Source organism: Vagococcus sp. WN89Y, from assembly GCF_052220145.1.
Lineage (GTDB): Bacteria > Pseudomonadota > Gammaproteobacteria > Enterobacterales > Enterobacteriaceae > Kosakonia.
The window spans coordinates 32,360-46,316 of record NZ_JBQPOM010000071.1 but is presented as its reverse complement, the minus strand read 5'-3'; the positions used below and the strand labels follow the sequence as shown (position 1 = coordinate 46,316).

General features: G+C 45.9%; 5 protein-coding genes and 2 tRNA genes. 4 read left to right on the top strand and 3 right to left on the bottom strand.

What is annotated here, in order from left to right:
* The first annotated feature begins 171 nt into the window (after positions 1–171).
* The 4 genes from ACTU3N_RS21625 to ACTU3N_RS21610 all read left to right on the top strand — a co-directional run bounded on the left by ACTU3N_RS21625 (position 172) and on the right by ACTU3N_RS21610 (position 3,673).
* On the top strand, positions 172–939 hold the full coding sequence (locus tag ACTU3N_RS21625) for a basic amino acid ABC transporter substrate-binding protein (RefSeq protein WP_443088186.1): 768 nt from the start codon (positions 172–174) through the stop codon (positions 937–939).
* 63 nt (positions 940–1,002) lie between these two features.
* Positions 1,003–1,767, top strand: coding sequence for an amino acid ABC transporter permease (locus ACTU3N_RS21620; RefSeq protein ID WP_443088185.1), 765 nt, complete (start codon positions 1,003–1,005; stop codon positions 1,765–1,767).
* Positions 1,754–2,479, top strand: a complete 726-nt coding sequence (locus ACTU3N_RS21615) for an amino acid ABC transporter ATP-binding protein (protein ID WP_443088368.1) — start codon at positions 1,754–1,756, stop codon at positions 2,477–2,479. Before ACTU3N_RS21620 ends, ACTU3N_RS21615 begins: the two co-directional genes overlap by 14 nt.
* Positions 2,480–2,617: 138 nt before the next feature.
* Positions 2,618–3,673, top strand: coding sequence for an NAD(P)-dependent alcohol dehydrogenase (locus ACTU3N_RS21610; RefSeq protein ID WP_443088184.1), 1,056 nt, complete (start codon positions 2,618–2,620; stop codon positions 3,671–3,673).
* A 23-nt stretch (positions 3,674–3,696) separates the two neighbouring features.
* Here the strand turns inward: ACTU3N_RS21610 and ACTU3N_RS21605 are convergent.
* From ACTU3N_RS21605 to ACTU3N_RS21595, 3 genes are all read right to left on the bottom strand, one after another.
* A tRNA-Val gene (locus ACTU3N_RS21605) sits at positions 3,697–3,773 on the bottom strand.
* A gap of 12 nt (positions 3,774–3,785) precedes the next feature.
* Positions 3,786–3,862 (bottom strand) — tRNA-Val (locus ACTU3N_RS21600).
* Between the two features lie 355 nt (positions 3,863–4,217).
* Positions 4,218–13,529: a putative adhesin gene (locus ACTU3N_RS21595; RefSeq protein ID WP_443088183.1), complete on the bottom strand. Its 9,312-nt coding sequence runs from the start codon at positions 13,527–13,529 to the stop codon at positions 4,218–4,220.
* Positions 13,530–13,957 lie beyond the last annotated feature (428 nt).

The window sequence follows — 13,957 nt, the reverse complement described above, 5'->3', positions numbered from 1 at the left end:
ACCTGACCTCCGGTCGCGCTTATGCGCCTGATAAATGATTTCTGATGTAATTCCTGTGCAGGTTGTAACACATAACGACGCCTGATTCCTGCACGGAAGAGTAATAACGTTTGCATCAATCCACGCTTATCTATATTTTTATGCAAATAATTTGCATAAAAAGGTGGTGTCATGTTTAAGAAATGGTTGCAGGCAGGTTGTTTTTTGGCGGCGCTCTCCGGCAGCGTTTTCGCAGCTCAACAAACTTATGTTGTGGGGGCTGGCGGCACATATCGTCCGTTTGAATTCGAAAATAGCCAGAAACAGCTGGAAGGTTTCGATATCGATATTATTAAAGCCATCGCCAAAGCGGAAAATTTTAATATCAAACTTATCAATACGCCGTGGGAAGGGATCTTCGCCACTCTTGGCTCAGGTGACCGTGACATCATTATTTCAGGCATCACGATTACCGACAAACGTAAGCAAATGGTAGATTTTTCCGCGCCTTATTTCCCGGCGGAGCAATCCATTGTGGTTCCGGCTACTTCCGACGTCACCTCACTTGCTTCGCTGAAAAATGAAAAAGTCGGCGTGGTGAATTCCAGCACGGGAGATATCGTGGTGTCGGATGTATTAGGCAAAAACAGCACGGCAATCAAGCGCTTTGATAACACGCCGCTGATGTTACAGGAGCTGTTTGAAGATGGCGTCAGCGCGGCAGTGGGTGATGTGGGCGTGGTGAAATACTATATCAAACAGCACCCGGAGAAGCAGTTTAAGCTGGTGCCAGACGCGAAATTCGAGCGTCAGTATTTCGGTATTGCCGTGGCAAAAGGCAATAGCGAATTGCAGAAAAAAATTAACAGCGGTCTGAAAAAGATAGTGGCAGACGGCACTTATGCCGCGATTTATAAAACCTGGTTCGACGATAACGTACCGGCATTACCTGCGCAGTAAATCCATTCTTTTATTACGGCTACCGTCTAACTCGTCGCTAGCCGTCTTTTTCAGGGAACATCTATGTCTGCTTTTCGCTGGGAGATTATCCAGGAGTACGCGCCGCTATTTATGGAAGGCGCCTGGATGACCATCAAATGTACGCTTATTTGTGTCATTTCCGGCACCCTGTGGGGGCTGACGCTTGGGCTTGGCCGTATGGCGCACGCCAGCCATGGGCCGTGGAAATATGTGCTGCGCTACCTGGTGCAATTCCCGGTGCGGTTTTACGTTAGCGCTTTTCGCGGGACGCCGCTCTTTGTACAGATTATGGTGGTGCACTTTGCGCTAGTGCCGCTATTTATTAACCCGCGTGATGGCCTGCTGGTAACCAGCGGATTGATGAGCAGTGATGTAGCCCGCAGCCTGCGTTCTGATTATGGCGCGTTTCTGTCCTGTATTGTCGCCATCACGCTGAATGCCGGGGCGTATGTATCGGAAATTTTCCGCGCCGGGATCCAGTCTATTGATAAAGGCCAGATGGAAGCATCACGCGCGCTGGGGATGCCGTGGTGGAAAACCATGCGCAAGGTGATTTTACCGCAGGCGTTTCGTCGCATCCTGCCGCCGCTTGGCAATAATGCTATCGCTATCGTTAAGGATTCTTCGCTGGCGTCGGCGATTGGCCTTGCGGATCTGGCCTATGCAGCGCGAACCGTTTCCGGCGCGTATGCGACTTATTGGGAACCTTATCTGACTATTTCACTGGTCTATTGGGTTATCACGTTCCTGCTCGCGCAGCTGGTCAACCGAATGGAAAAGAGGTTTGGCAAAAGTGATTCACATTAAAAATTTGCATAAGCATTTTGGCGAAAACCATGTGCTCCGCGGTATTGATTGCACCATTCAGCCCAAAGAAGTTGTCTGTGTCATTGGCCCATCCGGTTCCGGGAAGAGCACTTTTCTGCGCTGTATGAACGCACTGGAAAGCGTGAGTGAAGGGGAGGTCGAAGTAAACGGCTTTGCAGTTCACGATGTGAAAACCTGCCTTAACTCGCTGCGGGAAAGCGTGGGAATGGTGTTTCAGCGCTTTAACCTGTTTCCACATATGACCGTGCTGGAAAATGTGATTATGGCGCCGGTGAGTCTGAAAAAGATACCGCGCGCGCAAGCGGTGGCACTGGCTGAAAGCTTGCTGGCTAAAGTGGGGTTGAGTGACAAGCGCGATGCCTGGCCTGCCAGTCTCTCCGGTGGGCAGCAGCAACGCGTCGCTATCGCCCGCGCGCTGGCTATGGAACCTTCTATTATGTTGTTCGATGAACCGACCTCTGCCCTCGATCCTGAGCTGGTGGGTGAAGTGTTGCAGGTCATGAAAACGCTGGCAGCGGAGGGAATGACGATGGTCATCGTCACCCATGAGATGGGGTTTGCCAGGGAAGTCGCTGACCGGGTCATCTTTATCGATCAAGGTGTCATTCAGGAAGAGGGCAGCCCGCAACAACTTTTTAACGCTCCGGTTAACCCGCGCACGGCCACTTTTCTGAGTAAAGTGCTTCAGTAAGCATCAATTTGCGCAAGCACAGCCCGAAGCTTGCGCAATTTTCAATAGCAGAAAGTGCAAAGCATGCCGCATAGCCGTAAAAGATACTGTATATGATATATGCACAATATCTTATCTGAAGAACGCATGGAGATAATTATGTCTATTACTGTTCTCGGTTATGCTGCACAGTCAAACAAAGCGCCGCTGGTGCCGTTTCATTTTGAGCGCCGCGATCCCCGCCCTGATGATGTCGCCATAGAAATCCTCTACTGTGGCGTTTGCCATTCGGATCTTCACCAGGCACGAAACGATTGGGGGTACAGTCAATATCCCCTGGTGCCGGGCCACGAAATCATTGGCCGTGTTACTGCGGTCGGTGCCGAAGTGAATAAATTCAAACCCGGTGATTTAGTTGGCGTCGGGTGTATGGTTGATTCATGTCGTGAATGCTCGCCCTGCCAGCACGGGCTGGAACAATACTGTGAACAGGGCTTTGTCCAGACTTATAACGGAGTCGACCGGCACGATCATCGTCCGACATTTGGTGGTTATTCCCAGTCTATTGTCTGTACGCAAGATTTTGTCTTACGCATTCCGGAAAATCTGGATGTTAAATCCGTTGCGCCGCTGCTCTGTGCGGGCATCACAACCTGGTCTCCCTTGAAGCATTGGGGCGTGACGAAAGGAAGCAAAGTGGCGGTGATTGGATTGGGTGGGTTGGGGCATATGGCGTTGAAACTGGCCCATGCGCTGGGGGCGGAGGTGACGTTGTTTACCCGGTCTGCGGCAAAAGAGGCTGATGCGCGTAAGCTCGGCGCGCATCATGTGGTGCTCTCAACAGATGCCGGGCAGATGGACGCAGTAAAAGGAAAATTCTCCTTAATTATTGATACGGTTCCTTATACGCATGATATCAATGCTTATATGTCGACACTAACTCTTGACGGAACGCTGGTTTTTGTTGGGTTGGTGGGGAAAATCGAGCCAACTATGGACACCACGCCAATGCTGTTTGGCCGTCGATCCGTTGCAGGTTCATGCATCGGTGGTATTGCTGAAACGCAGGAAATGCTTGATTTCTGCGGTGAGCACAATATTACCGCCGATTCGGAAGTGATTCGAATGGATGAAATCAACGACGCGTTTGAACGACTGCTGAAAAGCGATGTGAAATACCGCTTCGTTATCGATATGAAAACGCTGACAGCATGATGAAGAGTAGATAAAAACTGGAATGGTGCGTCCGAATGGACTCGAACCATCGACCCCCACCATGTCAAGGTGGTGCTCTAACCAACTGAGCTACGGACGCACTGATAAGGAATGGTGCGTTCAATTGGACTCGAACCAACGACCCCCACCATGTCAAGGTGGTGCTCTAACCAACTGAGCTATGAACGCAATGTTGTGGGTGACAACGGGGACGAATATTAGCGGCAGGTTTGGGATGTGGCAAGTAGAAAATGGCAAAATTCTTCCCGGAACCACTCAATTGCGGAACATTTATGCAAGAATGGTCAAGGTGATGAAGTGAAAGAATAAATTTTAAACAAATGGCATGTCATTTCAGGTTGTCGCTATTTTTAACAGGAGATTACGGGTTACTTAATGACCGGCATTATTTTGTACTGCAAAAGCTTTTAAGGCCGCGTTTATTTTCTGTGCAATTAAACGTTTGGCATAAACAGTAAACCTGTAAAGCTTTTTGCAAACAGCAAAGCAGGGCGAGAGTACCTCGCCCTGGGTATAAAGGTGACTACTCTATAATATGGGTATAGTGATCACGAGCTAACGTGAAAAAGAGCGCCAGGTGTTTGTCATCAGCATCGCTGGTGGGATCATTGGTTTCTCTTTTTCTCCGGCCAGCAAGTTCAAGATTGGCGATATGTTTAACGAAAATGGGAAAACTATCGGCATTTGCCGTAATAAGATTTGCCTTCAGCATAGGGTCATTCTGGATTAAATTTCTCACGCTGGTTTCATCCAGCGATATTCCCGGCTTATAATATTTATCAATCAGTGGTAAAAAATCTCTCCACAAGGGGTTGTCTACTATATTGCCCTCATCGAGCAGTTGGTTAATTTGCTGAAGCCCGCGCTGTGCATCAGCGACGTTAAATTCGTTATTCGCAAAATCACTTTTGAACAATTTAACGTAATTGATATCAAGCGTGCTGGCAGCAATATGCGAAGCTTCGTGAAGAATCATATGTTCCTGCCGCATTTCTTTGTAATCAATATGTTCCTCACCCGGGCTACCCGGTAGATAACTGTCATTCATCACAAAAACCCGTCGGTAAGCATCACCAGGCATGACAAATGCAGAAGGTAAAGTTGCAAGGTAATTCTTGTTAGTAATTAAACTGTGGTAGAGTCCAGGAATGTCAGGGTCTGATTGTTGCCGGGTGGAAACAATGGCGAAATTAGAATAACCCATGTCGATAGAATCACCGAGGAAATCGTTCACGCGTGCCATAAGCAGTTTCAACCGTCCGGCAGTTTTATTTAATACGTCTTCATTATTTATATCGAAAGCATAAGATAAATAGTCACGAATTGTTTTTTTGTAGTTTTTATTATTGAGTTTGGCAAGAGCCTTATTGAGGCTGGATCTTGCTTTATCTATGTTTTCAAGAAGCTGGATACGCGTTTTTGTTATATATGCAGGTGCACGTAACGCGGCATCTTCGCTTGTGGCAAGACCATAAAAAATATCGTAAGGTTGATCGTGAAAATAAAATGATAACGATTGTTTTATTAAATTTTCAATTGTCTCAAAGTGGAAATATGAGTTTGTTTCCGCAAGGGGCAAGAAACCCTGAAGAGAGTGGTCGGACTTCAATGCTTCTCCCTCAATCTGCTGATCGAATGTCCAGCGAGCAGAGGGCTGTTCCGTACAGTAATAGCGGCCTGGTTCGTTCGAAGCGAGATCTACGGATAATTCATCGGGGAACAATGTTGGACTTTCTTTTTCCGTACGACATGTGTAAAAATGAAGGTCTATTTCGCCCTCCTGGTATATTTTGGATGCCGCTTCTACCAGATCAGTTGAATGTGCAGATGAAGAAAAGAGTTGAATAACATTTTTGTTGTAGCGTTTTGCAAGGTGGTAATGATTGACTTCAGCGCCTGAAAAAGAAGTGATTATATAATTACTCATTTCTTCGCCAGCTGCAATTTCTTCCGTGGGCATGATTTTTCCGGTTAAAAAATCGTCAGCGTTTCCTCTATAGGGATATAACGCCTGTCCTTCTGCGGCATAAAAGGTGACATAAATATTGCCCGGAAGTTTACTCTTACTCGACAAGCTTTTCCCATGACCAAATATATAAATGTCATGCGGTGCGTTTTGCGGGTGATATAAATTAAATGAAGGGTATTCAATGCGTGTAACTTTACCGGGTAGACTCGACAGCCGTGTCGCGCCAATAGGTATGAGCTTACCTTGCCTTTCATCAAATTTTAACACTTCAGAAAAATCGAACCCTGGAGCTGTACTTTCATAAAGGTCCGCTTCCCTACAATATTTTAGTACAGTCACGCGAGAGTGGGGTTTGCGGACAGGAGCGATCTGACCGGATCGGGGATCATAATAGTAGACCTGGCGAATATCACTTTGTTCGCCCAGTGCGATCAGTTTGTCATTGTTACCGAAAAACTCTGCGGCATAGTAGTTATCTCCGCTTTTATAATAGAACTTATTAGCTACTGTTCTATATAAATTTTTGTAATCCGGAATGCTGGCAGGTAATAAATTTTCTATATCAGAAGTGGTAAGAAGTTCAATTTCATTATCGGGTGAGATAATGAGATCTGTACGCGTTAAACTGTTTTCCAGAACATCTATAACTCCACGGCGTTCACCATATCGTCTGACCCATGGATGAAGTATGGACGTATCACGTTCGCTAGTAGAGGTTAGGTAATAAAGATCCTGGGTGATTAATGTTAAAAAATCTTCAGAATTAAGTGCAACCTGCGCTCTGATCCCGGGATCGTAGTTTAGTAAGTAACAAAACGTTTTCCAGTCCATTGATATATCTGCCAGTTTATCCAGATATGGGGTATATAAAGGAGAGTTACGCACATAATCAGAAATTGATTCATAGAGTTGAGAATTCATTCCTTGACTTCTACCGACATAGCGCATTTTATTTTGTAAATATTGATAAGCATTTTCTATATTTATATAAACACCATCGTTTCTGGGAAGGTCAAAAGAGAGTGTGGTTGCTTTTGTTGCACGTAACGTCTCGGCGAGAATGGCTCCGGTAAGTTCTTTGATTAGCATGGTGTTCGCATTATCACCCGTGTCAGTCAAGTCGAGGTTTATGTATATATTACTGGGATCTTCGGGATGTATAAAAACTAAATTACCAGAAGCTTTATCATATATAGGATTTGTGTTCTCGGGATGAGATATAACAGCCATGGCTTTAACTTCACGCTTGTTCAGCTCTTCATGCACAATTTTCAGGCGCGCACTTAACGATCGCTCAACATCACTAAGGAAGTTGGGCGTATCTTTTCTGAATGCTTCGATTAAATAATCCTCTACGATAGGGTGATCATGATTACCCGAATTAAGAGAATCGATGACGCCAGGCAAAAGAACATCTTTTAAATAATCAATTTTTCGGTTAGCAGCCTGGATACCATCTTTTATATAAGGACTATAGCGAAAAGGCATCTCTTTAACATTGAAAATATCAATGCGATATTTGTCATTTCTGAGTATATGTTCCGGGAACAGGGCTTTCTGTGCTGCCCACCTTATTGCACCAAAAGTGCGTCCTGTATTCGGTACTTCAATATAGTCGGGTGGCAGTGAAACATACAAATCGTCAGATTGTTGCAAAGTTGTGGTCAACTCCTCCAGATCTTTAATATAGGGTAGTTTATTAAACGGGCGTTTCTTAAGGTAAAGAATGGCTTCTTCACTACTTATATTGAGATTTTCGGATATGAACGTTGAAAGATCGACTATTTTGATTTTGTCGTCAACGTGTTGAATAACAATGGTGGCAATATTTTTTTCCAGGTGATGAAAGTCGCTGCGTCCGGAAAGTTTTAAGCAAGGAAACCTTGTTGGGTTATCGATTTTATTACTTGATTCAATAATCTCGGCATTAAAAAAATCATCTGCGTACTGGAAATAATATCGGTTAGTGTCACTATCCTGATATAACCACGGTATCTCATTTTGCCGTACAAGACGGAGTTTATCGTATGCCGGAACACGATCACTGGTCATTCCCTCCTGGACATGGCGCTGAAGCCTTTTCTCCAGCCCCTTCTCAATGACCACCCCCTGACATCCACCGCCTGGAGCCCTTGCCCTGCGGCAGAGTGTTAATTCTTCATAATCAAATAAAGGTTCTTCAGGCTCATCCCTGACACGAAGCCAGGTGTCATCATCCAGCCAGAATTTTATTCTCGACTTTCCGCCAAATGAAATTAAATTTATCTCATCAGATGTATAATAGTTAACTTTAAAGTACCGCTTGTCGAGTGCAAAAATTGTATTGACTCTGGCCAAGTCAGAATAAAGGCCAGGCCCAATTCGATCATGTAATCGTTGGTTCACTTCTCTGCCATAAGCATCCAGAAACTGCTGACCACTCTCTTCTATAAAAAAAGGTTTTTCGTTATCATTAATCTTTTTTATTCTGGAGGTAAAAAGCGAATACTCATGCTTTTGCAAGGTAAAATAATTGTTCTTTAATTTAATTGCCGCGTCATCGTAATCGGGCAAGGTTATTTCACCTGACCCTGCGGTAGGATTATGCTTATCAACCCGATAATAAGCGTAGTTATGTTTCATATAAGCGTTGCCATAACTATCATAACTCAATCCGTCATCCTTTATAGGACCGGGTTGAATTTGTTCTGCTTCATAACCCGCATCTTTTTGCTCAAGCAATATCTTAAGGTAGTCATCAGTCGCTACGGATTTGCGCTCAAATTTCCAGCCATACTCGTCCCGCACCAGCAACCGCATTTGCTGTTCAGGGTTGGTATTACCGGCAGTATAAACCACAATATCTTTGCCAATTTTTATTTTTCTCGATGGAATAAAGTTTATACCCATATAAACGCCGGTAATTTCGTTATTGTCAGGTAATTTAATCGTATAAACATCATCCTCATCCACTGTAATATCTACATCCCGGACCATTTCTGAAAGCGATATTTTATGGATTTTCAAGTTTTTTTGCTCTTCGGATTTAATATGTTTCCCCTCTGCATGGCTAAAGTCCCATTTCTCGTTTAGATGATTATAACTAATTATCCGCGTATTTCCTTTTTCATCCTTAACAATAGGAACTTCATCATAGGTCGTTTCAAGAGGGTACTCTTTATTTGCCACATTGATATAGACCTTACCACCTCGGGTATAGACGAAACGTTTCTCGAAAGGGGAAGGTTTTTTTACGGTCACTTGTTTGGGGAGGGTGAGTTCCGGGCCTTTCAGGGTGGGAAGTTCTACGCGCATAAGTTCTAATGTTTGTTGAAAAACATCGATAAGAACAGGCACGCTTTCGCCTTTATTTTTTCTGCTTTCAATAATTTCGGCGGCTAATATTAGTGCGGGGCCGACCATGTTTTGTAATATGACAACGGGCAGAAATATTTTAGAAAAAGACATAGCGGTGTTGATTGCCATATCAACAGGGCCAGCTAAATTTCGCAACGTTTCAACATGTTTGTCAGACGGGCAATCCATGCCCTTGATATCAATGTGATAAAGTTCCTGCCACGCTTCGAGATTTTTTGTCAGTGGTGACTGCAATGCTTCTCCTGCCCATCGCAGAATTTGTGAAATCGAAACCTCCTTCTCGCCGAGGCATGCAAGTTCGGGTAATTCTATCGCTGTCACCATACCGTGCCCCGGGACGAACACCCTTGATTCTCTTCCTCGCCCTGACCCCATCCGATCCTCCGGGGACAGAAAGACATCATCCCGCGAATCGGGAAAGAAGGGGCCTTTACTGTTTTTCGATTGCTGTTGTGGTTCCCTAAAGAATTTACGGTGTGGCTTATACGGCATCACTGCGGCGGTGGAATGCTCTGTTGTGGACTGGCTCTGTGGTGATCTGGCCGCCGTTGTACTTGTACTGTCGCCGGTAGTATTGTGTAACGGCATTCTGATAACCGGCGGCTCCGGCGCTGCGGCTCCGATATAGAGTCCCGTTGCCCCTAAAGCCGCTCCGGCCACAATTTGAGCTGGGAGGGAGTTTGGAATGGAAGGCGGTATAACAGGGTGGAGCGGTGGAACAGCTGGAGGAGGCAGGACTGGCGTGAGGAGAACCGGTGATATGTCCAGACTTAATGTATCCGAACGACTTATTGAGCCTGAATGAGTGTCAGAACCTCCTTCGCGTCCGGTTTCTGTGTTTTCAGCAGAACTGGATAAGTCTTCATATTCAGTTTCCCGGCTGTGCACAGATTCTGAATCGGTCAAATCTTCATACTCGGTTTCCTGACTTTGTGCGGAATCGGTATCGGTTAATTCTTCATATTCTGTTTCAAGACTTGTTTCTGAACCTGAGTCGGTCAAATCTTCATATTCGGTTTCGCGGTCAGAAACCGAATCTCTCCCGGAGTTTTCCTCTGAGCCACCTGAGTGTCTGCGTGGGGAATATTTGTTGCTTTCAGGCGATTCTGCAGGTTGTTTTTCTTTATCTGCGCCAGGAGTATTTTCAGGCTCACGTCGGTTTAATTTCCCCCGGTCGCGATGAGGAAAATGCAGATGCAACAGGTCAGAGTGTTTCGGTTTTGAACGGGTCGCTTTCCCGGCGGCGTGTTGTGAGGCATAGGCGTCAACCCACGCATCACCGGAGATATTGCGCGCCCGGGCCAGCAGGTACCAGATATCGAGCGAAAGCTGGGTCAGTAGACTGTCTGAATTAAGCATCAGATGTGCGCGGAAGGCCGGGTCAAACCGGGTCAGGAAGGCCGCAATTTCGGGTGTCAGCACCTGAGCCGCGACCCGCTTGTACGCCGGGCTGTGTTTCAGATACCGCTTGCTGACGGCCTGTAAGTTTTTTAGCTGCTCCCGGGAGAGCTTTCTTTGCGCCAGGTTTCCCGCCATTAACACCTGCGCATCTTTGATCGGCAGATATATGCCGTTATTCAGCCTGGTATTAATAATTGGACTAGCCAGGCCGGTGGCGTTAGCGGTTTTCTCAATAAGCGAAGAAGTCAGTTTCAGTTGCGCTTTGTCATCAGGATTAATTTTATGCGTGCTGATATACGTATTTCCGTCATCCGGAGAAATAAAAGCGACCGGACCACGCAACTTTTCCGCTTCGCTCAGTTGCACATGATTGCCGCCCACAAGATAGATATTATCTTCCTGCAATCGTTTATATATTCTGTACAACCGTTTACGCAGGGAAACCGCAAATTCTGACTGGAACTCATTACCTGAAAGACCTGTGGCTTCATCAAGGTAAGTTTTCACTGTTCCCCAGGCGGGGGCGTCAAAATAAAGATTTTGCACCAGCGATGTTAATATCTTCTCTTTCAGGTAGCCAATTGTACCCTGTATAGTGTGCTGCAACGCCTTTTCATCGGGTGAGCGTACAATATTATTATTAGAAATTTTATATAAAGTTAATTGTGAGCCATCAATACGGTGAGGATAGAGCGCTCTGGCAGCAAGCTGGGCATCCGGGGCGCGAGGCTTACTCACTCTGGCAGCGGGTATGGGGGCGATATAATGATTTTCCAGCGCTCCGGTAATCCGTGTTGCTTCATCTGCTTGCTCGATGCTTTTGAGATGCCGCCAGGGGAATTTCTCTATATATAATGCAGCCACATCTTTGCTGACGTGTGTATTTTCTGCCAGGTAGCTTTTAAGCGATTTAATTTCAATACGATGGTTATTTTTATCGATAACAAGTGTATCGATATATCTGTTTTTAGCAAAAAAATCACCTTTATCATATACAGCCAGACAATCGACCCCGGCCGGATTAGCGCGGTCTTTTGCATCGATTATCACAGCTTGAAAATACCTGTAATTATAATAAAAATAATCATTTTTACTGCGCGAATCAAACCACAGCACAGGTAATGCGAAGCGTTTTTTCTCGATAAGTTCTGCCTTATCAGGAAGAGTGAAAGCGTCGTTATTAGTGATTTTTACCTGCAATTGTTGGTGTAATTGTGTTTCCGTCACGACCGGCAGATTTCCTGAACCGGTGGGATAATGAAAGGGAAGGGGAGTATAAGTTATGGATGCATTACTCTGCCTGACGCGCAATACTGTATCACCTGCTGCCCATAACAGAATATCATTCTGGCGCAGGAAGGGAGTGTCGACGTGTTTGATGCGAATGAGTTTGTCTGAGTATTCACGAACGTCATAATTATTCTCATTAACACTAAATATCAGGCTGTGATCGTGCCCTCGGCTTAAACCCGGAAAGGGGAGTGGATTAACGGGCTTAGCGGAGCTGGTAAAGCCATACAAATGCAGATAACGTACCGTATCACGCTCGATAATAAAAGGTGCAACAGAAGAAAGCTGGGCCTTTACTTTTACGTTTTCGAGCGGAGAAATTATATCCTCGGCATGCTTCAGTAACATTGCACCCATTTTATACTCAACGAAGGAACCAGGATAATCGGTTAATGTCAGATAATTTTTCTGCGTCTGCGGATCATAAATATATTCTACATTGAAGTACATATCCCCTTTTTTCAGGAATTTCACCCCCTGCTCATCTGTGACCAGCCCGTCAGTTTCACTTATTTTATCGACGGGGAACCTCGGTGCTATTTTAATGCAACGTTCATTAGTCTCCAGAAGGCGTCTAAGGGGGGTATCCATTTTTGCCGTCGCACGCTCAAAATTCCAGCCATAATCACTATACAGAAGTGTCCGGTAACGTACGGCAGGATGGCATACGGAATATATCTGAGGGGTGACGGTCTTTATCACTTTACCGGTATAGCCTGCTGCGCCGATGGGTATAAAATGACCGCTGACAAAGAGTCCCCGGCTATCAGGTTTCCCCGGCGCGGTAATATTGACCACTTCTCTGGTATTATCAAATATTACTCGTGATCCGGAAGGTAATTTTCCCAGCGACCTGCCCGTTTTTTCTGACCATTTCTGATTATGTTCTGAATAACCCACATTATCCGCCTCGCGGACATATTCCCAGCCCATTTTTATCTGGTTATAACGTATAAAGCGGCATCGCCCCTGGTTATCGACAATATAGGGTGTGCCATCAGGCATCGTCCGCAGCAGAAAATCCTGTGAACCGAGGCGAACATACAGGTAACCAGCATGGGCGATAAAACGACGCAGGATGTCGATACCGTCTACAAGCGCCTTTTCCTGACGGTACAGCAGCAGGGTTTCTGGCGTCGTTAGTGTGGAGAGCAACATAGTCATCAGGTGAGATAGCTGTTGTTGCTGTGTGATATCCAGAGGCTGGCCATGCATGCTTTCACTCAGCATCGTCAAAAGCGGTGCGATCATAAGGTTTGCCACCGCCTCCTGCCTGATTCCCGGAAAGCGTGTCACGATGCCGTCACGCGCGTCATTTAATACCGGTGACAGGGCGGATGGCGAAAGTCCGGCGTGACTGAAACCTGCAAGTGCGGCCGCCTCGGGAAGTATTGACTCCCGCACTCCCGTCGCATCCGGATTAGGGCTGAGCGCGCTGTTTTCATTCTCACAACTCCAGCGGCTATACAGTGCTGCGCCTAATGTGCCGCAAGCGGCAACGGAGATGACGCCAAGTGCAATGCCGATAGCAGAGCACCCGGTTGGGGCGGCCTCCTGTGTTTGTTGCGCCAAAAAAGCGGTCTGCTCTGCTTCGAGGTCGCGACGCTCTATTTTCGCTGAAGGAGGCTCCCGGGTGAGACGATGGCTTAGCCACTGACAGGCACGCTTCGGCATCCACAGGAGACGGCTGCGCAGACCCGGTGTGGCGCTCACGGATTCAAGTCCAGCTAACACCGGGGAGGAGTAATGATTGTTTGCGGGTTGAGAGGAAACGTCAGACGATAAAAATTTATATCCGGGGATGAGAGCTTCTGGCATGGAAAATTCCTTTTTATGGTTTACGCCAGACAAAAATACCGCCATGCGTAAGCGATCATCATATAAAAAACAATCGGGTGAGAGAGGTGAAACCGATCGTTTTCTGCAGGGACCTGTTGCGGTGGGAAGCAACACAGGCATATATATAGATTCTGAAAGTGAGATGCAGTTGGAGGAAATATGTGTCAGATGCTTTATCAACAGAATTTATACCACAAGGAATAATAGGCAGAGAATAATCGCCCGCTGCAGAGAGACGCAAACAAAAAGGTTAAGTGCTGTCAACAAGATCCTGGAAAAATAACAGGCAAAGGATTTATTAGGCTGGATTTATTTTGAGCACAATAAATGCCTTATATAACGATAAAATTAATTCTAAACATTATGCAAACACCTATCCAGGGCGAGACTTCATCGCCCTGGATAGG

What these genes read in the sequence shown, in the direction of transcription:
- ACTU3N_RS21625 (WP_443088186.1), top strand. Translation starts at nt 172, where the DNA reads ATGTTTAAGAAATGGTTGCAGGCAGGTTGTTTTTTGGCGGCGCTCTCC.
- ACTU3N_RS21620 (WP_443088185.1), top strand. Translation starts at nt 1,003, where the DNA reads ATGTCTGCTTTTCGCTGGGAGATTATCCAGGAGTACGCGCCGCTATTT.
- ACTU3N_RS21610 (WP_443088184.1), top strand. Translation starts at nt 2,618, where the DNA reads ATGTCTATTACTGTTCTCGGTTATGCTGCACAGTCAAACAAAGCGCCG.
- ACTU3N_RS21595 (WP_443088183.1), bottom strand. Translation starts at nt 13,529, where the DNA reads ATGCCAGAAGCTCTCATCCCCGGATATAAATTTTTATCGTCTGACGTT.